Here is a 19,686-nt window from a genome sequence, read left to right on the forward strand (position 1 = left end):
CATCACCGTGCGCCCGCTACCGGACCCCGCCCATGCCCGTTTTCGCCATTCCCTTCCCGATGATCGATCCCGTTGCGGTCCAGATCGGGCCGCTCGCGATCAAATGGTATGGGCTGGCCTATGTCGTCGGCCTCCTCGGTGGCTGGTGGTATGCGCGCCGGCTCGTCGCTTCAGACGGGCTGTGGGGCGCGCGGGCGCGGCCGCAGCCGGTCGAGCTCGACGACATGCTGCTCTTCGTCGCCTTCGGCGTCGTGCTCGGCGGGCGGATCGGCTTCGTGCTGTTTTACGATCTGCCGCGCTATCTCGAGCGCCCGCAGGATATCCTCGCGATCTGGCAGGGCGGCATGTCCTTCCATGGCGGTTTGATCGGCGCGACGCTGGGCCTATGGCTCTTCGCCAGGAGGCGCGGCTATCCGGCGCTGTCGGTGTTCGATCTGGCCGCGGCGGTGGTGCCGATCGGGCTTTTCCTCGGCCGTATCGCCAATTTCATCAATAGCGAGCTCTGGGGCCGGCCGGCGCCGGACTTTCCCTATGCAATGATATTCCCCAATGGCGGGCCGGTGCCGCGCCATCCGAGCCAGCTCTATGAGGCGCTTGGCGAGGGCCTGCTGCTCTTCATCCTGGTGAATCTCGTCGTCCGCTTCGGTGGCTTCAGGCGGCCAGGCCTCGTCGCCGGCACCTTCGGCATGGGCTACGCGCTCGCCCGCATCGTCTGCGAGTTCTTCCGCGAGCCCGATCCGCAGCTCGGCTTCCTGTTCGGCACCTCCGTCAATGCGCTTTCGGGCGGCATCACCATGGGCATGCTGTTGTCGCTGCCTGTGTTCTTCGCCGGGCTCTGGCTCGTGCTGCGCAGCCGGAGCGCGGTGCCAGGGGAGGTGCGTGCGTGAGCACGCTCAAGGCCGAGATCGTCGATCTGATCCGGCAGGAGGGGCCGATCGGGATCGGCCGCTATATGGCGCTGGCGCTCGGCCATCCCCGCCATGGCTACTATATGACGCGCGACCCCTTCGGACGCGACGGCGACTTCACCACGGCGCCGGAGATAAGCCAGATGTTCGGCGAGCTGATCGGACTCTGGGCCGCCCATCTCTGGCAGGCGATGGGCGCGCCCTCGCAGCTGCGCGTCGTCGAACTCGGCCCGGGGCGCGGCACGCTGATGGCCGACATGCTGCGGGCGATGCGGATCGTGCCCGGCTTCCGCGAGGCGGCCTCTGTCCATCTCGTCGAAACCAGCCCGGTTCTGCGCCAGCGCCAGGCGGCGACCCTGAAGGGAAGCGAACCGGTCTGGCATGACAACGTCGCCGAGGCGCTGTCCGGCCCGGCGATCGTCATCGCCAACGAATTTCTAGATGCGCTGCCGCTCGACCAGTTCGTGATGACGCCCGAGGGTTGGCGCGAGCGGCTGGTGGGACTGGATGCTGCCGGCCATCTGGCATTCGGCCTGGCTGCAGGAAAGGAGGATGCTCTGGACGCCGCCGCTCCAGCCGGAACGACTTTCGAGCAGCCGACCCTCGCGCTCGACATCGTCGCGCAGGTCGCCGGCCATGTCGCGACGGAGGGCGGTGCGGCGCTCTTTATCGACTATGGCTCGGCACGCTCCGGCTTCGGCGATACACTGCAGGCGATGAAGCGGCATGAATTCGTCGATCCGCTGGCCGAGCCAGGCGAGGCCGACCTCACCGTCCATGTCGATTTCGAGCGGATCGGGCAGGCAGCGCTCAAGGCGGGCGCGGCACTGCACGGCCCCGCGAACCAGCGCGATTTCCTCTTGGCGCTGGGTCTCCCGCAGCGGGCGCAGGCGTTGTCGCTCAAGGCCGATGCTGCCCAACGCGCGGCGATCTCCGCCGCCTTCGATCGGTTGCTCGCGCCCGGCGAGACGGGCATGGGCGATTTGTTCAAGGTTCTCGCGTTATCGCATCGGAACCTGCCGCCCTTGCCCGGATTTGACCTTCATCGACTGCCAGATCTGGGCTGACTTCAGCAAGCCTCTCGGCTTCGCTCAAACCGGACTCGAGCCATGTTCATCACCGCCCGCGAACTCGCCGGAGAGCCCGGCATCCGCCACGCTTTCTTCACCCGCGAAGGCGGCGTCTCGACCGGCATCTACGCTTCCTTGAACGGCGGTATGGGCTCCTCCGACGATCCGGCCGCGATCGCCGAGAACCGGATGCGGATGGCGCAGCACCTCGCGGTCGAGCCGACACACCTCGTCAGCCTCTATCAGGTGCATTCTGCCGATGTGGAGGTCGTCACCGGCCCGTGGCCTGGGGAGCGGCCGAAGGCCGATGCGATGGTCACGACCGCATCGCATGTCGCGCTCGGCGTCAGCACTGCCGATTGCGGGCCGATCCTCTTCGCCGACAGCGAGGCGCGGGTCGTCGGTGCCGCCCATGCCGGCTGGAAGGGGGCCTTCAGCGGCATCGTCGGTGCGACCGTGACTGCGATGGAGAAGCTCGGCGCCCGGCGCGAGCGCGTCACGGCCGTGCTCGGGCCAACCATCAGCGCCAAGGCCTATGAGGTGGGGCCGGAATTCATCGAGCGCTTCAAGGCAGAGAACCGGACCTATGCTCGCTTCTTCACACCGTCCGAGCGGCCGGCCCATGCGCTGTTCGATCTGCCGGCCTTCATCATGCTCAAGGCACAGGAGGCGGGAATTGGCCGTTTCGTCGATATGGGCCTGTGCACATATGGCGACGAGAAGCATTTCTTCAGCTATCGGCGCACCACCCATCGCGGCGAGCCCGATTACGGGCGCTTGATCTCGGCGATCGTGCTCGACTGAGCAGGAAACGGTCGACGGAACGGTCATCGCGCTTGTCGCGGCCTGCGAGCGGAGTCATCGTCGCTCCAGGCTGGTCGGAATGCATCGCTTCGCCGGCTCAGAGGCGTTCTTCGGGCGATGCATTTCATGCGGGGGCCGAGATGGAACAGATCCTGATGAACCTAGTCGCCGGTGCGATCGGCGGGAATGCGGCCGGCAAGACCAGTCCCAGCTTCGATCTCGGGACATTGGGCAACACGATTTCCGGGCTGGTCGGCGGCGGCGTACTCGGCCAACTCGTCCCGCTCTTGCTGCCGGCGATCAGCGCGGCGGCACAGGGCGGCAATCTCAGCGTCGGCGGCGTCCTGACCAACCTGATCGCCGGAGGTGCCGGCGGCGCCATCCTGACCGCGATCATCGGCGCGCTGAAGAACAGGGCAGCCTGAGCAAGGCCAACGAAACCGGCAGCCCGGCTTCCTGCGGAGCCGGGCTGCGTTTTCTGCAGGGGCGCGGCCTTGCGAGCGACACGAGGTGCAGGGATGCTGCGCCCGGAAGAAGCCTTGGAGGCCGCCTTGTCCCGTTCGATCACCTATTACTTCTCGCTGCATTCGCCTTGGACCTATCTCGGCAACGCGGCCTTCCATGACATCGCGCGCCGGCATGGCTGCACCGTCGATTACCGGCCGATACCACTGCGCTCGGTTTTCGACGAAACGGGCGGATTGCCCCTGCCGAAACGGCACCCCGTGCGGCAACGCTACAGGCTTGTCGATCTTCAGCGCTGGCGCGAGCGGCGCGGCCTGCCGCTCGTTCTGCAGCCGCAGCATTTTCCTTTCGATCCTTCCCAGGCCGACCGGATGACGATCGCGATTCTGGCGGATGGCGGCGATCCCTTTGCCTTCATCAGCGATGTGATGGCGGGTGTCTGGGCACGCGACGAAGACATGCGCCGGGCTGAGGCAGTTCTGGCTTGCGCGGATCGGGCTGGGCTCGATGGGCCGGCTCTGGTTGCGGCTGCCGATAGTCCGCCGATCAGGCAACGCTACGAGGCCGCGCTGGGCCAGGCCGTTGAGGCCGGCGTCTTCGGGGCGCCGAGCTATGTGCTCGATGGCGAGTTGTTCTGGGGGCAGGACCGGCTCGAACTGCTCGACTCGGCGCTGGCGAGCGGGCGTGCTCCCTATCGGCCCGACGATGGTGCCTGAGAATCAGCCGACGATGTCGGGCGTACGCCAGCCGAGATGCTGGCCGGCATCGACGGCAATCATCTGGCCGGTGACCGAGCGCGCTCTCGCGAGATAGAGTACGGCCTCGGCGATCTCATCCGGAGAGACCTTGTGGCCGAGCAAGGTCGCCGCGGCCTCCTGCTCCATCAGCGCAGCGCCGTCATAGGCGTTGGGAAAGGTCGGGCCGGGGCCGACCGCGTTGACACGAATCCGTGGAGCGAGCGCCTGCGCCAGTGTCCGGGTCGCGGTGAGCAGGGCGGCCTTGGTCAGCGTGTACGAATAATATTGCGGCGTGAGCTTCCAGACGCGCTGGTCGACGATATTGACGACCGCACCGCTCGCCTGCTCCGGCAAATGCGTCGCCAGCGCTCCGATCAGCAGCGAGGGCGCGCGCAGATTGACAGCGAACTGGCGATCCCAGGCTGCGACGTCGAGCGAGCGGACGTCGTCGTCGACGAAGCTCGCGGCGCTGTTGACCAGCAGCGTCACCGGCCCCAGCGCCTGCTCTGCTGCCGGGAACAGGGCAGACACGGCCTGCGCGTCGGCCAGATCGGCTGCGAGGGTGCAGCAGACCGCGCCCGCGCCGCGCAGCTCCGCGGCCAGGGCTTCGGCCTCATCGCGACTGTCCCCATGGTGGATCGCGACGGCGTAGCCGGCTTGCGCCAGTCGCGTGACGATCGCGCGGCCGATTCGCCTCGCACCGCCCGTGACCAGCGCGACCTCAGTCATCAGAGGAGGGCCGGTCGCCGGGCGTCACCGTGCCCTTGACGGAAGAGCGCCGCTGCAGCCGGCGCTCCCAGTGCTTGGCTGCGCGCAGATAGCGGTAGAATGCGTAGTTCATGGCGGTCATGAAACCGTAGACGCCGCGCAGCGCATGGCGACGGCCGATATAGGCCTTGACGAAATTGGCGGGAAATTCAGCCAAGAGCCTGAATGCCGAGAGCGTCTCGCCGCGGGCGTCGAGATCATCAGCCTGGGCATCGCTATAGGCATTGAGTTTTTCCATCTGCTCGCCGAGCGAACGGACGGAGAAGTGATGGATCGTCCCCTTCAGCCGCCCGACCTTGGTGCCGGGCAGCAGATCGACGCGGTCGTGCACGGGCGAAAGCGAATAGCGGCCCCAGCTTTTGCGATAGAGCCGCACGGGCGCGAGCGCGTAGGCGAAGCGATGCGGCGCCTTCTCTCCAGGGAAGATCTCGGCGATGCGAATCTTGTAGGCGTCGGCCGGCGGCGGCCCGCTGGCAAAAAGCGCGGCGATCTCGGCGACGAGATCGGGCGGCAGCACTTCGTCGGCATCGACGTTGAGGAGCCAATCGTGGCGGCACTGCTCTTCCGCGAAGCGCTTCTGCTGGCCGTAGCCCGGCCATGGATTGAAGATCACACGGGCGCCGAGCGATTCTGCCAGGGCCTGGGTCCCATCGGTCGAGCCCGAGTCGACCAGTACGATGTCGTCGCTGAGCGCCCGGGCGGCCTCGATGGTGCGCCCGATCCGGTCCACTTCGTTCAGCGCGATGATGAAAATCGAGAGAGGAGGCACGGTTCCGTCACTTCTTGAGATTTCAAGGCTTAAGCATGTCCGGTCCGGTGCGGCAAGTTTAGTGCCGGAAGCTCCGGCCCGATCTCGTTGAAATTGCGGAACCTTAGACTGCGGCCTGCGTTCGTCGCCCGGACCCGTTCCGGTTATCGAGCAGGGTTAGCGCATTATTAGTATTCGATTTGGCATGGCTGTTGCGGGGAGCGTGGTTAACCTGGCTTTACCTATTTGCGTGCAGTCATCGCATTCGTGCCGCATTTCTGCCGTGGTCTGCACGGCAGTTGTGCTTCCGATGCAACAGACAAAGCCGTTGCCCTGTCCTATAACGGGTCCATCGAAATCACCTGCCGGTTCGTCCGGCGCTTGCGACGACTAAGGAGTTTATCATGAAGAAGTTTCTGCTTGCGAGCGTTGCCGCGCTCGGCATCGTCGCCGCTGGCGCCGCCTCTGCTGCTGACCTGCCGTCCCGCAAGGGCCCGGTTGCTGCTCCGGTTTACGTTCCGGTCTTCACCTGGACCGGCTTCTACGTCGGTGCCAACGCCGGCTACGGCTGGGGCAACGTGAACAGCAACGGCTTCAACAACATCGGCAACCTCGACGGTTTCGTCGGCGGTGGTCAGGTTGGCTACAACTACCAGATCGGCCAGTTCGTGGTCGGCGCGGAAGCTGACATCCAGGGTGCTGACCTCAGCTCCGGCGGCAACTTCTTCGGCGCCAGCGTCAAGACCGAGTACTTCGGCACCGTCCGTGCTCGCCTCGGCGTCGCCTTCGACCGGTTCATGCCCTACATCACCGGTGGTTGGGCCTACGGCAACGTGAAGACCTCGATCCCGGGCATCGGCTTCTCCTCCGATCGCACCCACACCGGCGGCTGGGCCCTCGGTGGCGGTCTCGAGTACGCCATCACCAACAACATCATCGCTGGCGTCGAGTACCTCTACGTCGACCTCGGCGACAAGAACCTCACCACGCTTGCTGGCACCGGCAAGGTCGGCACCGACTTCTCGGTCGTCCGCGCTCGCCTCAGCTACAAGTTCTGATCCGACCCACGTCGGATTTGAGAGACCCGGTGGCCTTGGCCACCGGGTTTTTTGTTGCCTCGGCTTGACGGAATACTCCGCTAGGCTTCGGCAATAAAAACGCCGGCAGCTTTTGACTGCCGGCGGCCCAGAATGATCAAGACATCGGCATGGCCGATGTGGCGCTTTATTCGAACTGTTCAGCCTTTGAAGCGTGTTGTCTCGAAGGCCGGGACGCGGGCCGCGAAATCGTCGAGCCAGGCGACGAGCTTGGGATGAGCGGCGCGCCATTTTCCCTCGAAGCGCAGATCCAGATAGCCGAGTGCGCAGGCCAGCGCGATTTCGCCGATGCGCGGGCGATCCGGGAAGGCGGGCGGCTCTGCCTCCAGCGCGGCGAGGCCGCGCGCCACCTTGCCTTCCTGGTGGGACAGCCAGTTCGGGTTGCGCCCTTCTTCCGGGCGGAAGCGGCCTTCATAGACCTGGAGCAGGGCCGCGTCGGCGATGCCGTCGGCAAGTGCTTGCAGACGGAGCTGCAGGAAACGCTCCTGGCCGCTGGGGATGAGCCTGCCGCCAGAGATATGGTCGAGATAGTCGAGGATGACGCGCGAATCGAACAGCGTCGTGCCGTCCTCCAGAATCAGCGTCGGAATCTTTCCGAGCGGGTTCTGCTGGCGCAGCGGATCAGATGGATCGGTCGTGTCGGCCGCGACGATCTCGATGCGGTCCATCAGCCCGAGTTCGAGAGCCGCCAGCTTGACCTTGCGGCCGAAGGGCGAGGCGGGGGAGGAGCGCAGGACGAGCATCGACGGGTTCCTTCGGGGAGAGCAGGCGATCAGCCGTCGGGCCGGATCGCTTCGCAGAGATAGCGCGGTCGCGGCCCCTGCGCGAGCCGCTCGGTCAGGGCCGGCAGCAGGATTTCCGCTTCCTTGGCGAGCAGCCATGGCGGGTTGGCGATCAACAGGCCTGTCGCACCGAGTCCACCGGCTGCCTCGGGGCGATCGACCGCGATCTCGAGGCGCAAGAGCCGGGTGATTCCGGCATCGGTGATCGCGTCCATCATGCCCTCCACCGCCCGCAGGTCCTTGACCGGATACCAGAGTGCATAGATGCCGGTCGGCCATTTGCGATGGGCTGCGATGAACTGGTCGGCGAGAGTCGCGAACTCGTCCTTCTGCTCGAAAGGCGGGTCGATCAGGACGAGGCCGCGGCGCTCCTTGGGCGGAACATTGGCCCTCAAGGCCGTCCAGCCATCGATCGCCAGGGCCTTGCAGCGCTTGTCGCGACCGATCGCCTCGACGAGCTTCTGATAGGTCGGCGGATGCCGCTCGGCCGCGATCAGTCGATCGTCCGGCCGCATGACGTGGCGGCAAAACCAGGGCGAGCCCGGATAGGCTCCGGGGCCGTAAAGCGTGCGGATGCCGGCAAGCGCGGCGCGATAGGGGGCGAGCAGTTCCTCGACCGCAGGGGCGAGCGGCGACTGGTCGACCCGCGCCACGCCATCCTTCCACTCATGCGTCCGGAGCGCTTCCTCGGAGCCCAGATCGTAGCGTCCGCTGCCGGCATGGGTGTCGATGATGCGATAGGGCGCCGGCTTGGCAGCGAGATGCAGCAGGATGCGGGTGAGAACGACATGCTTGAGCACATCGGCGAAGTTTCCGGCATGGAAGCCGTGGCGGTAGTTCATGGCTGCGTTCGTAGATCATGCGGCCCGCGCCTGAAAGCGGCAAAGGCCATCATGACAGCCGCTTTCAGCGCGGCGCGACGACAGTGAATTCGCGGGCGCGGCAACCGGAGCGATCGACCTGCTGGCAACTGCGAAACTCGCGGAGGTCCTTGCTCAGGCAGATTCGGACTTCCTGCAGCACGCCGCGCTTGCAGGCGACGGACATCATATCCGTGCGCAGGCCGGGATTGGCGGCGACGAAGGCGCGTTCGAGATCGATCGCCGTCCAGCTCTGGTCGCGATCGGCCTTGGCGAGAACCGGCGGGATCGTCACCTTGTCGCGCGCGCGCCGGACATCGCGGAAGTACTCACTCGGGCTTGATCCGCTGCAGGTGCCGTGTTTGCGCCACTCGTAGCGGGCGAGGCTCTCGCTGGGAAACAAGCCATCGGCCTCGCCCAGCGCGATCCGCGAGGGCGAACGGCCGGCGGGCCCGCAATCGCTCGGATAGCCACGCTCGTTCTGCGGCCAGAGGCCGTGGACCACGAAGCGAAGACCGCTGCTTTCGCCGCACTGCTCACGGTTGCGGGTGCGGTCACCATCGAGCTCGCAGAAGCCCGGCGACCAGGACAGGGCCAGGACATAGAAATCGAAATCGCCCGGCGTGCCGCCGCGCGAGCCGAAGCCCTGCGCGGATGCGGCAGCGCCGAGGCAAAGCAGCGACAGGGCCGCGAGTGCGAGGCGCTTCATCATGGCACGCTCTGCGCGTTAGGGGCGCGCCATCTGGCAGTCGGGCGCGTAGGCCCGGTTGCGGTCGAGGCCGCTGACGCACCAGTTGACGTTCCAGGTCCATCCGAAGAGGCCGAGACGCTCGCGTACGGAGTAATCGACGCGGTGGAAGTTGCCATCGTTGAGCAAGATGCGGCCGGTGCAGAAGCGGCGCGGAATGAAGTCATCGCCCCAGGAGCGAAAGCCGATCTGCCCGATGCGGTCATAGCTCACGGCGCGAAGCGGGCCCCAGAATTTCGCTTCGCGGGAGTTGAACCAGCTCGTCAGCTCGTCCAGCACGGCAGGATCCTCGCAGGCGGGAACGTTGCCGGAATAGGGAATAATGCGCTCCTCCGCCCGGTCGGAGGGGTAGACGTAGCGGCGGCCGGTCGCGCCGGCGGCAAAGGCCGTCAGGCAAGCGAGAGAGACGAGGGCGGTTCGCAGCAGGGCGCGGCGCATGGAATCAGGCCTCTTCAGGAGGGCAAAGCTAGACGGCACGATGGCGATGCCGCGGGCGAGGGTCAAGAAAAGATGCTTCTCGTTGCCGCTGCGGAGGGCCGTGGGGTCTTTACGGTCACAGTCGCGCCGTCATGCGAACCCGTCGGGGCGTCTCGTCGGATGCCGAGCTGGTGCGCTTCGCCGGCTTCGGACAGATTGTCCGTCGATAGGGGAGACGCCATGACGAATTGCTTCGATGACCCGGCCGCGCGCATCGCGGATGCCGATGCCCTGCGCAGCCATATCGGCCCGGTCCATCCGCTGGCGACGGGCAAGGTACTGAGCAGGCTCGACCGGTTCTGCCGCGATTTCATCGCGCTTTCGCCGTTCCTGGTGCTGGCCAGCTGCGATGCGCAGGGCAACGCCGATGCGAGCCCGCGCGGAGACGCGCCCGGCTTCGTGCGCGTGCTCGACGACAAGACCCTGCTGATCCCCGACAGGCGCGGCAACAACCGGGTCGATTCCCTCGGCAACGTCATGTCTGCGCCCGGCGTCGGCCTCGTCTTCATGGTGCCCGGCATCCCGGAGACGCTGCGGGTGAACGGCAAGGGACGGGCGACGCGCGATGCCGATTTGCTGGCGCCGTCCGCCATGCTGGAGCGTGCGCCGGTCACCGGCCTCATCGTCGAGGTCGAGGAGGCCTATTTTCACTGCGGCAAGGCGCTGATCCGCTCGAAGCTGTGGGATCCGGCCTCGCAGGTGCCGCGTCACAGCTTCCCGACGCTCGGCCGCATCATCGCCGACCAGACCAAGGCCGTCGATGGCGACGAGGCCGATCGCAATCTCGAGGAAGGCTATCGTACGCGCCTTTACTGAGGGGCGCGGACCGAGTCGAAACGGGGCTTCCGGCAAGCCCTTATCCTGCCGGCTGTCGTCAGTCCGCGGGCATCAGGGAGCGCCGGCTCCCGTCGCTTCAAGCACTGATGGCGCCGGGGCGGCCCGGCGTTCGAGGATGAGCAGGACGAGGCCCGCGGCGACGATCAGCGCCGCGCCGCACAGCATTGCCGGCGTCGGCCAGTCGCCGAAGATGAACCAGCCGAAAACCAGCGCCCAGACGATCAGCGTGTACTGATAGGGAACGACGACCGAGGCTTCGGCGAGCTTGAGCGAGCGGGTGACGCAGATATGCGCGGTCATGGCGACGATGCCGAGGAGGCCGAGCAAGGCCGCGTCCTTGAGGCTCAGCGTCACCCAGCCGAAGGGTAGCAGCGCCAGACCCATCAGCAGCGCGCCGAGCGTCTGCCAGGTGACCAGCGTCACGTCCGGCGTGCCACGCAACTGCCGGCCGGCGATCATCATCGCGGCGAAGAAGAAGCTGCCGACGACGGCGATCAGCGCCGGCATCGACAGGCTCGCGCCGCTAGGATTGAGCGCGACGGCGACACCGACAAAGCCGAGAGCGACGGCGAGCCAGCGCCAGCCATCGACGCGCTCTCCCAGCAGCAATGCCGCGAGGATGACGACCCAGACCGGCGCGGCGAGCCAGATCGTCATGGTGTCCGCGAGCGGCAGATAGCTGACGGCGAGATAGAACAACGCCACCTCGGCGGAGCCGAAGAGCACGCGCAGCGCCTGCAGGCCGGGGCGTTCCGGCCTCAAGGTCCGCTGCACGCCCTGCTTGAAGACGAAGGGCATGATGACGACGAGCGCGACCAGGCTGCGCATCACCAAAACCTGCCCGACCGTGTAGGTGGCGACCAGCCATTTGCCCATCACGTCGTTGAGCGAAAACAGCAGGATGCCGAGGAGCATCATGGCGATGCCGGCGAGCGAGGCGTTGCGGGAGGTCATGTCCGGGTCGTCGGTTCTCAAAAGGCGTGCCAGCACTGGCCGACTCTGCGGCCGGAGGCAATCCTGCGTCGCAGCATAGCAGCCGCGTGTCAGAAATTTAAGTGTTGACTTAATTAAGTGATGGCGGAATCATTTTCGGCATGGACCGCTTTGCCGCCCTTGCCGACCCGACCCGCCGCAGCATCGTCGAGCTGCTGGCGGAAGGTGCATTGCCGGCCGGGGAGATCGGCGCGCGCTTCAGCGCGAGTCCTCCTGCGATTTCGCAGCATCTCAAGGTGTTGCGGGAGGCCGGGCTGGTGACGGTCGAGGTCCGCGGCCAGCAGCGAATCTACCGGCTCGATCCGGCCGGGCTCGACGCCTTCGACGCCTGGCTGCGCCGGGTGCGGCGTTTCTGGGGTCGCCATCTCGATCTGCTGGAACAGGAACTCGCAAAGCCCGACACGGGCGAGGGAGACACGCGATGAGCGAATATGGTGTCGTGCTGGAAAGCGGAGCCGTGCGCTTCGAGCGCCTGCTGCCGGGGCCGGTCGAGCGCGTCTGGTCTTACATCACCGAATCGGACAAGCGCGGCCGGTGGCTGGCATCGGGGCCGTTCGACCTACGTGTCGGTGGGCGGGCCGAGCTCCTGTTCAAGCACTCTGAAATCACGGACGAGGCGCCGCCGGCGGCCTACCGCGAGGTGCACGAGAACGGCGTGCGCGCGACCGGCGCGATCACGCGCTGCGAGCCGCCGCGGATCATCGCCTTCACCTGGGGTGGTGGCAGCGAGGCGGAATCCGAGGTCGAGTTCGCGCTGAGCCCGAAAGGCGACAAGGTCCTGCTGGTGGTGACGCATCGCAAGCTCCCCAGCAAGGCGGAGATGACCAGCGTTTCCGGCGGCTGGCACATGCATCTCGGCCTGCTGGAGGATTTGCTCAGCGGCAGTCCGCGGCGCGGGTTCTGGTCGCGGCATGCGAAGCTCGAAGCGGAGTATGCCCAACGCTATGCCGGCCTGCCGGAGCCGGGTGGCGCGGCCTGACTACAAACTCGCCGCCGCCCGCGCCGCCTGGTCGTACTGGCCCGACAGAGAGCGCATCGCTGCGGCGATCTCCGACAGCCGCGCGGGATCGGCGCCGGTTGCGCGCACGGACTTGACCAGAAGCTGCTCGCGGATCTGGGCATAGCGCCGGCAGGCCTCCTCGCCGGCGGGCGTGACCTCGACGGTCTTTTCCTTGCCCTTGCGGCCGGCCTTCAACAGCTTCAGCCGTTCGAGCTTCTTCATCGAATAGTTCACCAAATGCGTGTCCTCGATGTTGAGGACGAGGCAGACATCGGCGAGCCGCTTCGGCTTGCCGCGGTGATTGACGTTGTGCAGCACCAGCACGTCGAGTGGCGATAGATCGGGAACGCCGGCCGCCGCCATGCAGCGGATCATCCAGCGCTGGAAGGCATGGACCGTCATGTTCATGGCGAACTCGAATTCCGAGAGCGCCGGCAGGGCTCCGGATGCGAGATGGCCGGAAGAGACGATCGGGCCGAGGTCGTCGGCAGGGGCAGAGGGCATGCTTGCAACCCGGATAATGCGCGGGGGACCCTCATTGATCTCGGGCTTGCCCGAGATCAACACCTTTAAGTGTCGAAGCCGGCAACCGCCGACTTCGATGGGAGAGGGGTTTCGGTTGTGGTTCCCGCGCTCGGGCGGGATGACCCTCACATCTTCTTGTAGGCGTCGATGATCGACTGACCGTCGGCACCGGCCTTCTTCAGCCAGTCAGTGGTCAGCGTGTCGCCGGCCTTCTTGAAGCCGCTCGCGAGCTCGGGCGAGGGGGCCTGCACCTTCATGCCCTTGCTCTTCAACTGGTCGAGATACCAGCCGGCCTTATCCTCCCACATCTTCCAGCCGCGCTCCTCTGCGGTGGCGGCTGCCTTGAGGATCGCGTCCTGCGTCGCCTTGTCGAGCGCGTTGAAGGCGGCCTTGTTGACGAAGGTGGCGTCCTTAGGGATCCAGGCCTGAACGTCGTAGAAATGCGTCAGCGACTCCCAGACTTTCGAGTCGTAGCCGGTGCCGCCCGACGACATGAAGGAGTTGACCACGCCGGTCGCCAGCGCCTGCGGCAGCTCTGCCGCCTGGATCGTCACCGCCTGCATGCCGAGCATCTCGCCGAGGCGGGCGGTGCCGACATTGTAGGAGCGCCACTTCAGGCCCTTCATGTCCTCGACGCTGTTGATGTCCTTCTTCGCGTAGACGCCCTGCGGCGCCCAGGGGACCATGAAGAGCAGCTTGATGCCCTGTGAATCGAGCTTCTTCTCGATCGCGGCCTTGGAGGCCGCGTAGAGCTTGCGCGAGTCGGCGAAGCTGGTGGCCAGGAAGGGCACGACGTCGATGCCGTAGACCGGGTCCTCGTTCTCATGCAGCGACATCAGAACTTCGCCCATCTGGGCCTGGCCGGACGCGACGGCGCGCTTGATTTCCGGTGCCTTGAACAGCGAGGCGTTGGCATGGACCGTGATCTGGAGCTTGCCACCCGTCGCCGATTCGACGTCCTTGGCGAAGAGGGCGAGGTTCTCGGTGTGGGGGTTGTCTGACGGATAGGCGTTGGGCAGGTTCCACTTAGTCTGCGCAGAGGCCGGCATGGCGAAGGCGAGCGCGCTGACCCCGAAGGCTAAGGCCGCGGCGGTCATGTGTCTGCGGTTGATCATGTCATTCCCTCTCTTCTTGCTTGTGATGGTTTGTGCCGAGGATCAGTCCGGGAAGGCGAGCTTCGGCAAATAGAGCACAATCTGCGGGAAGGTCGTGATGATGATGACTGCGATGTTCAGCAGAATGAAGAACGGAAATGCCGCCTTCGCAATCGTCATCGTGTCCTTGCCGCTCATGTTCTGCAGTACGAACAGATTGAAGCCGACCGGCGGGGTGATCTGCGCCATCTCGACATGGATCACGAGGTAGACCCCGAACCAGACGAGATCGAAACCTGCCTCCTTGACCATCGGCAGGACGATGACGGCGGTCAGCACGATCATCGAGATGCCGTCGATCAGGCAGCCCAGGATGATGTACATGCAGGTCAGCGCCAGCACGAGCATATGCGGCGAGAGCGACTGGCCCTTGACCCACTCCGCCAGCGCGGCCGGAATGCCGGTATAGGCCATCGCCGCCGTGCAGAAGGCCGCGCCGGCCAGGATCAGCATGATCATGCAGGTGAGGCGCGTCGCGCTCATCACGCTTTCGAAGAAGGTCTGCCAGGTCAGTGTGCCGCTCCACCAGGCGAGGACGAGAGCGCCGGTCACGCCCCAGGCGGCGCATTCGGTGGCGGTGGCAAAACCGAGCACAAGGGACAGGAAGACAGCAGCGATCAGCAGCAGGCAGGGCGCGAGATTGGCCGACTGGCGCACTTTCGCCAGGAACGGCATCGGCGGATCGCGGGGGGGAATCTTGCCCGGATTCAGCCAGGACCAGATCATGACGTAGCCCATGTAGAGCGCCATCACGAGAGCACCGGGCAGGAAGCCGCCGAGGAAGACCTGCAGCACCGACACGTTGGCCGTGACGGCGTAGACCACCATGGGGATCGAAGGCGGGATCAGCAGGCCGAGCGTGCCCGAGCCAGCGAGCGTGCCGATGCTGATGCCTTCGTCGTAGCCGCGCTTCTTCAGTTCCGGCAAGGCGATCTTGCCGATGGTGGCGCAGGTCGCAGCCGAAGAACCCGAGACGGCAGCAAAGATGCCGCAGCCGACGATGTTGGTATGGACGAGGCGGCCGGGCAGCCATTGCAGCCAAGGGGAGAGTCCCTGGAACATCTGCGCGGAAAGCCGCGTGCGGAACAGGATCTCGCCCATCCAGATGAAGAGCGGCAGCGCCGCCAGCGTCCAGGAGGCCGAAGCGCTCCAGACCGTCGTCGCCAGCACCTGCCCGATCGGGATGTCGGTGACGAGCAGCATCGCGAGCAGGCCGACGAGGCCGAGGCCCACGGCGATCCACACGCCGCTGGCGAGGATAAGGACGAGAAAGCCGAGCAGGACAATGGAGAGAAGCGGCAGGCTCATCGTCAGACGCCTCCGCCTTGCGCGACGCGCTCGATCAGTTCCTCCGTCGTCTTCGGCGGCGCGGGTTCGTAGGTCGGTTTGCCGCCACGCGCGACGATGACCCACTCCTCGACGACTGCGAGAAGCAGGATCGCCAACCCGGCGACCATGCCAAGCTGTGGAATCCAGAGCGGGACCGAGATCACGCCGGTCGACATGTCGAAGAACTGCCAGGAGTCATAGGCGAGCCGCCCTGCCTGCCAGGTGAAATAGGCGAGGAAGGCTGCTGCGATAGTGAGCGAGGCCAGTTCGGCGATGCGGCGGGCGGGGCCGTGCAGGCGCTCCAGCAGCAGGCCCACCCGGATCATCTCGCCCTTCTTGAAAGTGTGGGCGAGGCCGAGGAAGGCCATGGCGACGAGCGACCAGCCGGTGAAGTCGTCACCCGACGGGACGTTGAGGTTGATCTCGCGGCCGACCGATAGCAGCATCATCAGCACGAAGATCGCTACGAGGAAGAAGCCGGCGAGATACCCGGCCAGGAGATAGAGCGTATCGAGCGTGCGGCGGATCATGGCGCGCGCCGCTCCCGCAGGTCGATGGCGCGTGCGCGCCCGGTTGCCAGGGTTGCTCGCATCGTCACATCCTCCGCTTTCGTGCCGGCCCGGCCCCTCAGCCATGTTCCAGCCACAATTGGGATCGTAGCCGGCGGAATCGCCTTGTCAATAACTCATCGACGATTTATCGATGAAACGTCAGCGTAGTACGAAGCTGGCGCGGCGGAGGGGAGAACGTCTTATGTCGGCAGCCTGTTGGGACTTCTGGATCGATCGCGGCGGCACCTTCACCGACGTGATCGGGCGCGATCCGGCTGGCAATCTCCATGCCAGAAAGCTGCTCTCGGAGAATCCCGGCGCCTATCGTGACGCGGCCGTGCAGGGCATCCGCGATCTGCTCGGCCTGAAGGCGGGCGAGGCGATTCCGGTCGGCGCCGTCGGCGAGGTGCGCATGGGCACCACCGTCGCCACCAACGCGCTGCTCGAACGCAAGGGCGACCGCACGCTGCTCGTCACCACCAAGGGCTTCCGCGACGCGCTGCGCATCGGCTACCAGGCGCGGCCCGACATCTTCGCCAAGGAGATCGTCAAGCCCGAGCAGCTCTACGACGACGTCGTCGAGATCGAGGAGCGCGTGCTGGCCGACGGCACCGTCGAGCGCGCGCCCGACGAGGCGGCGATCCGCAGCGCGCTGCAGGCGCAGTACGATGCCGGTTTCCACGCCGTCGCCATCGTCTTCATGCATGGCTATCGCTACTCGGCGCATGAGCAGGTCGCGGCCCGCATCGCCCGCGATATCGGCTTCCCGCAGGTCTCGGTGAGCCACGAGGTCTCGCCGCTGGTGAAGCTGGTCGGGCGCGGCGACACCGCCGTGGTCGACGCCTATCTCTCGCCGATCCTCGGCCGCTATGTGCAGCAGGTTTCGGAGGAGCTCGACGTTGCCCGCACCGGCGCCCGGCTGATGTTCATGATGTCCTCGGGCGGGCTGACCGCCGCCGAGCTGTTCCAGGGCAAGGATGCCATCCTGTCGGGCCCTGCCGGCGGCGTCGTCGGCCTCGCCGAGACCGGCCGCTCGGCCGGGTTCGACAAGGTGATCGGCTTCGACATGGGCGGGACCTCGACCGACGTCGCCCATTTCGACGGCGAATATGAGCGCGCCTTCGAGACCGAGGTTGCGGGCGTACGGATGCGCGCGCCGATGATGCTGATCCATACGGTCGCTGCGGGTGGCGGATCGATCCTCCATTATGACGGCGCGCGCTTCCGCGTCGGCCCGGATTCTGCCGGCGCCAATCCCGGCCCGGCTGCCTATCGCCGTGGCGGCCCGCTCGCGGTGACCGACGCGAACGTGATGGTCGGCAAGCTGATTCCGTCCTATTTCCCGGCGATCTTCGGGCCGAAGCAGGATCAGCCGCTCGATGTGGAGACAGTGCGGGCGAAATTCGCGGCGCTGGCGAAGGAGGTCGGCGACGGCCGCTCTCCGGAAGAGGTTGCGGACGGCTTCATCCAGATCGCCGTCGCCAATATGGCCGAGGCGATCAAGAAGATCTCGGTTCAGCGTGGCTATGACATCACCCGCTACGCGCTGAACTCCTTCGGCGGCGCCGGTGGTCAGCACGCCTGCCTGGTGGCCGATGCGCTGGGCATCAAGACGGTGCTGCTGCATCCCTTCTCCGGCCTGCTTTCGGCCTATGGCATGGGGCTCGCGGAAATCCGCTCGACACGCACCGCGGCGCTCGATGTCCCGCTCGACGGCGAAGCCAAGGCGGCGATCGAGGCTGTGGCCGAGAAGCTCGGAGCCGAGACCCGCGCGGAAGTCGCGGGGCAGGGCGTGGCGGAGGGCGACATCGCCATCCATACCAGAGCCCATATCCGTTATGCCGGCACCGACACGGCCATCGCCGTACCTGCCGGCATGCGCGCTGCGATGCAGGAGGCCTTCCAGACGGCGCACAAGGCGCGGTTCGGCTTCATGGACGAGACCAAGGCGCTGGTCGTCGAGGCCGTCGAGGTCGAGGCCGTCGGCGGCGGCGCCAAGTTCGAGGAAGCTGCCGCTTCGGAGCAGGCGGGCGAGCCGGCGGTTGCCGAGCGCACGCGCTTCTTCGCCAAGGGCGAATGGCACGATGCGGCGATCGTCCGGCGCCAGGCGATGCTGCCTGGCCAGAGCGTTGCCGGCCCCGCGATCATCATCGAGCCGAACCAGACCGTCGTCGTCGAGGAGGGCTGGAGCGCGAAGCTCACGGCCAAGGACCATCTCGTTCTCGTCCGCGTGAAGGCGCTGGTCCAGCAGGCGGCGATCGGCACCAAGGCCGATCCGGTGATGCTCGAGATCTTCAACAACCTGTTCATGTCGATCGCCGAGCAGATGGGCGTGACGCTGCAGAACACCGCCTATTCGGTGAACATCAAGGAGCGGCTCGACTTCTCCTGCGCCGTCTTCGACCAGACCGGCGCGCTCGTCGCCAATGCCCCGCATATGCCGGTGCATCTGGGGTCGATGGACCGTTCGGTCGAGACGGTCATCTCGAACAACCCGGTGATCCGGCCGGGCGATGTCTACTGCCTCAACGCGCCCTATAATGGCGGCACGCATCTGCCGGATATCACGGTCTGCACGCCGGTCTTCGATGCGCAGGACAGGGACATCCTGTTCTGGGTGGCGAGCCGCGGCCATCACGCCGATGTCGGCGGCACGGCGCCGGGCTCGATGTCGCCGCTGGCGACGAATATCGAGGAAGAGGGCGTCTATATCGACAACTTCAAGATCGTCGATCGGGGCCGCTTCTGCGAGGAGGAACTGATCAAGCTGTTGACCGGCGCGCGCTATCCGGTGCGCAACGTCGTGCAGAACGTCAACGACCTGAAGGCGCAGATCGCCGCCAACGAGAAGGGCGTGGCTGAGCTGCGCAAGATGATCGGCTCCTTCGGTCTCGACGTGGTGCAGGCCTATATGGGCCACGTCCAGGACAATGCGGCCGAGAGCGTGGCGCGGCTTTTGACCAAGCTTCACGATGCCGAGTTCACCTATCCGATGGACCAGGGCTGCGCGATCAAGGTCAAGATCACCATCGACCGCGAAAAGCGCGAGGCGACGGTCGATTTCACCGGCACCTCGGAGCAGCGGCCGGACAATTTCAACGCGCCGGCGCCGGTGACGCGCGCCGCGGTGCTCTACGTCTTCCGCGTCATGGTCGACGACGCCATCCCGATGAATGCCGGGTGCCTGCGGCCGATCAGGATCGTCGTGCCCGAAGGCTCGATGCTGGCGCCGCGCTATCCGGCGGCCGTCGTGGCCGGAAATGTCGAGGTGTCGCAGGCAGTGACGAACACGCTGTTCGGCGCGCTTCAGGCGATGTCCTGCTCGCAGGGCACGATGAACAACCTCACCTTCGGCAACGACCAGTACCAGTATTACGAGACGATCTGCTCGGGCTCGCCGGCCGGGCCGGGCTTCAACGGCACCTCGGGCGTGCACGTCCACATGACCAATTCGCGGTTGACCGACCCGGAAATTCTGGAGACGCGCTTTCCGGTCGTGCTGGAGGATTTCCATATCCGCCTCGGCTCGGGCGGCAAGGGCGAATGGACAGCGGGCGACGGCACCAGCCGCACCATCCGCTTCCTCAAGACAATGGACTGCGCGATCCTCGCCTCGCACCGCAGGGTGCGGCCCTTCGGCGTCAAGGGCGGCGAGCCCGGCCAGCTCGGCAGGACGCTGGTGCGCCGGCTTTCCGGGCAAGTCGAGGAGCTGAAGCCCTCCGACCAGACGCTGCTTCAGGCCGGCGAGGCGGTGACCGTGATCACGCCGACGGCGGGCGGCTATGGAAAAGCGAAGGACTGAGGCTTAGGTCCGTCCCTCTACCATGGAGACG

At 66.1% G+C, this 19,686-nt stretch carries 21 protein-coding genes; 10 read left to right on the plus strand and 11 right to left on the minus strand.

All coding sequences use genetic code 11. The annotated features are described in order from the left end of the window. Window positions 1–32: 32 nt before the first annotated feature. The 5 genes from lgt (at window position 33) to AC1DNE_RS00880 (ending at window position 3,963) form a co-directional block, all read left to right on the plus strand. A complete protein-coding gene (lgt, locus tag AC1DNE_RS00860) occupies window positions 33–887 on the plus strand; it encodes a prolipoprotein diacylglyceryl transferase (RefSeq protein WP_476840879.1) in 855 nt (284 codons plus the stop codon). Next, entirely contained in the window at window positions 884–1,975 is a 1,092-nt protein-coding gene (locus AC1DNE_RS00865) for a class I SAM-dependent methyltransferase (RefSeq protein ID WP_441469857.1), read from the plus strand. Before lgt ends, AC1DNE_RS00865 begins: the two co-directional genes overlap by 4 nt. 42 nt (window positions 1,976–2,017) lie before the next feature. Then, on the plus strand, window positions 2,018–2,782 hold the full coding sequence (gene pgeF / locus AC1DNE_RS00870; RefSeq protein ID WP_441469856.1) for a peptidoglycan editing factor PgeF: 765 nt from the start codon (window positions 2,018–2,020) through the stop codon (window positions 2,780–2,782). A 140-nt stretch (window positions 2,783–2,922) separates the two neighbouring features. After that, the gene (locus AC1DNE_RS00875) at window positions 2,923–3,207 is read left to right on the plus strand and encodes a hypothetical protein (protein ID WP_441469855.1); all 285 of its coding nucleotides are present in this window, start codon (window positions 2,923–2,925) and stop codon (window positions 3,205–3,207) included. 126 nt (window positions 3,208–3,333) lie between these two features. Then, window positions 3,334–3,963 carry a 2-hydroxychromene-2-carboxylate isomerase gene (locus AC1DNE_RS00880; RefSeq protein ID WP_441469854.1) on the plus strand — a complete coding sequence of 210 codons (630 nt, stop codon included), beginning with the start codon at window positions 3,334–3,336 and terminating at the stop codon, window positions 3,961–3,963. A gap of 3 nt (window positions 3,964–3,966) precedes the next feature. On the opposite strand, the gene AC1DNE_RS00885 is transcribed toward AC1DNE_RS00880, so the two are convergent. After that, window positions 3,967–4,713, minus strand: coding sequence for an SDR family oxidoreductase (locus AC1DNE_RS00885; protein WP_441469853.1), 747 nt, complete (start codon window positions 4,711–4,713; stop codon window positions 3,967–3,969). Further along, a complete protein-coding gene (locus AC1DNE_RS00890) occupies window positions 4,706–5,521 on the minus strand; it encodes a glycosyltransferase family 2 protein (RefSeq protein ID WP_441469852.1) in 816 nt (271 codons plus the stop codon). The genes AC1DNE_RS00885 and AC1DNE_RS00890 overlap by 8 nt, the downstream gene beginning before the upstream one ends. 383 nt (window positions 5,522–5,904) lie before the next feature. On the opposite strand from AC1DNE_RS00890, the gene AC1DNE_RS00895 reads away from it, so the two are divergent. Then, the gene (locus AC1DNE_RS00895) at window positions 5,905–6,558 is read left to right on the plus strand and encodes an outer membrane protein (RefSeq protein WP_441469851.1); all 654 of its coding nucleotides are present in this window, start codon (window positions 5,905–5,907) and stop codon (window positions 6,556–6,558) included. Window positions 6,559–6,737: 179 nt separating this feature from the next. On the opposite strand, the gene AC1DNE_RS00900 is transcribed toward AC1DNE_RS00895, so the two are convergent. From AC1DNE_RS00900 to AC1DNE_RS00915, 4 genes are all read right to left on the minus strand, one after another. Continuing rightward, complete coding sequence (locus tag AC1DNE_RS00900) at window positions 6,738–7,340, minus strand: glutathione S-transferase (RefSeq protein WP_441469850.1); 603 nt, start codon at window positions 7,338–7,340, stop codon at window positions 6,738–6,740. Window positions 7,341–7,369: 29 nt separating this feature from the next. Further along, on the minus strand, window positions 7,370–8,221 hold the full coding sequence (locus tag AC1DNE_RS00905) for a 23S rRNA (adenine(2030)-N(6))-methyltransferase RlmJ (RefSeq protein WP_441469849.1): 852 nt from the start codon (window positions 8,219–8,221) through the stop codon (window positions 7,370–7,372). Window positions 8,222–8,285: 64 nt separating this feature from the next. Next, window positions 8,286–8,948 carry a ribonuclease T2 family protein gene (locus AC1DNE_RS00910; RefSeq protein ID WP_441470035.1) on the minus strand — a complete coding sequence of 221 codons (663 nt, stop codon included), beginning with the start codon at window positions 8,946–8,948 and terminating at the stop codon, window positions 8,286–8,288. Window positions 8,949–8,966: 18 nt separating this feature from the next. Beyond that, window positions 8,967–9,491, minus strand: coding sequence for a hypothetical protein (locus tag AC1DNE_RS00915; RefSeq protein ID WP_441469848.1), 525 nt, complete (start codon window positions 9,489–9,491; stop codon window positions 8,967–8,969). A gap of 153 nt (window positions 9,492–9,644) precedes the next feature. Here AC1DNE_RS00915 and AC1DNE_RS00920 point away from each other — a divergent pair, with 153 nt between their 5' ends. Continuing rightward, a complete protein-coding gene (locus AC1DNE_RS00920; protein WP_441469847.1) occupies window positions 9,645–10,280 on the plus strand; it encodes a pyridoxamine 5'-phosphate oxidase family protein in 636 nt (211 codons plus the stop codon). Between the two features lie 72 nt (window positions 10,281–10,352). On the opposite strand, the gene AC1DNE_RS00925 is transcribed toward AC1DNE_RS00920, so the two are convergent. Next, on the minus strand, window positions 10,353–11,255 hold the full coding sequence (locus AC1DNE_RS00925) for a DMT family transporter (protein WP_476765049.1): 903 nt from the start codon (window positions 11,253–11,255) through the stop codon (window positions 10,353–10,355). 140 nt (window positions 11,256–11,395) lie between these two features. Between AC1DNE_RS00925 and AC1DNE_RS00930 the strand changes: the two genes are divergently transcribed. Together AC1DNE_RS00930 and AC1DNE_RS00935 are read left to right on the plus strand one after the other, a co-directional pair. Next, window positions 11,396–11,719 (plus strand): ArsR/SmtB family transcription factor, encoded by a 324-nt coding sequence (locus AC1DNE_RS00930; RefSeq protein ID WP_476765050.1) that lies wholly within the window; start codon window positions 11,396–11,398, stop codon window positions 11,717–11,719. Further along, window positions 11,716–12,273, plus strand: coding sequence for an SRPBCC family protein (locus AC1DNE_RS00935; protein ID WP_476765051.1), 558 nt, complete (start codon window positions 11,716–11,718; stop codon window positions 12,271–12,273). Before AC1DNE_RS00930 ends, AC1DNE_RS00935 begins: the two co-directional genes overlap by 4 nt. Here the strand turns inward: AC1DNE_RS00935 and AC1DNE_RS00940 are convergent, their stop codons facing one another. From AC1DNE_RS00940 to AC1DNE_RS00955, 4 genes are all read right to left on the minus strand, one after another. Beyond that, window positions 12,274–12,798 (minus strand): winged helix DNA-binding protein, encoded by a 525-nt coding sequence (locus AC1DNE_RS00940; RefSeq protein WP_441469843.1) that lies wholly within the window; start codon window positions 12,796–12,798, stop codon window positions 12,274–12,276. Window positions 12,799–12,944: 146 nt separating this feature from the next. Continuing rightward, window positions 12,945–13,934, minus strand: a complete 990-nt coding sequence (locus tag AC1DNE_RS00945) for a TRAP transporter substrate-binding protein (RefSeq protein ID WP_476840880.1) — start codon at window positions 13,932–13,934, stop codon at window positions 12,945–12,947. A gap of 42 nt (window positions 13,935–13,976) precedes the next feature. Then, window positions 13,977–15,281 carry a TRAP transporter large permease gene (locus AC1DNE_RS00950; RefSeq protein ID WP_441469841.1) on the minus strand — a complete coding sequence of 435 codons (1,305 nt, stop codon included), beginning with the start codon at window positions 15,279–15,281 and terminating at the stop codon, window positions 13,977–13,979. Window positions 15,282–15,283: 2 nt separating this feature from the next. After that, entirely contained in the window at window positions 15,284–15,832 is a 549-nt protein-coding gene (locus AC1DNE_RS00955) for a TRAP transporter small permease (RefSeq protein WP_476808593.1), read from the minus strand. Window positions 15,833–16,055: 223 nt separating this feature from the next. Between AC1DNE_RS00955 and AC1DNE_RS00960 the strand changes: the two genes are divergently transcribed. Next, entirely contained in the window at window positions 16,056–19,655 is a 3,600-nt protein-coding gene (locus AC1DNE_RS00960) for a hydantoinase B/oxoprolinase family protein (RefSeq protein WP_476840881.1), read from the plus strand. Window positions 19,656–19,686 lie beyond the last annotated feature (31 nt).

This window comes from Allobosea sp. 05L423 (assembly GCF_056397745.1).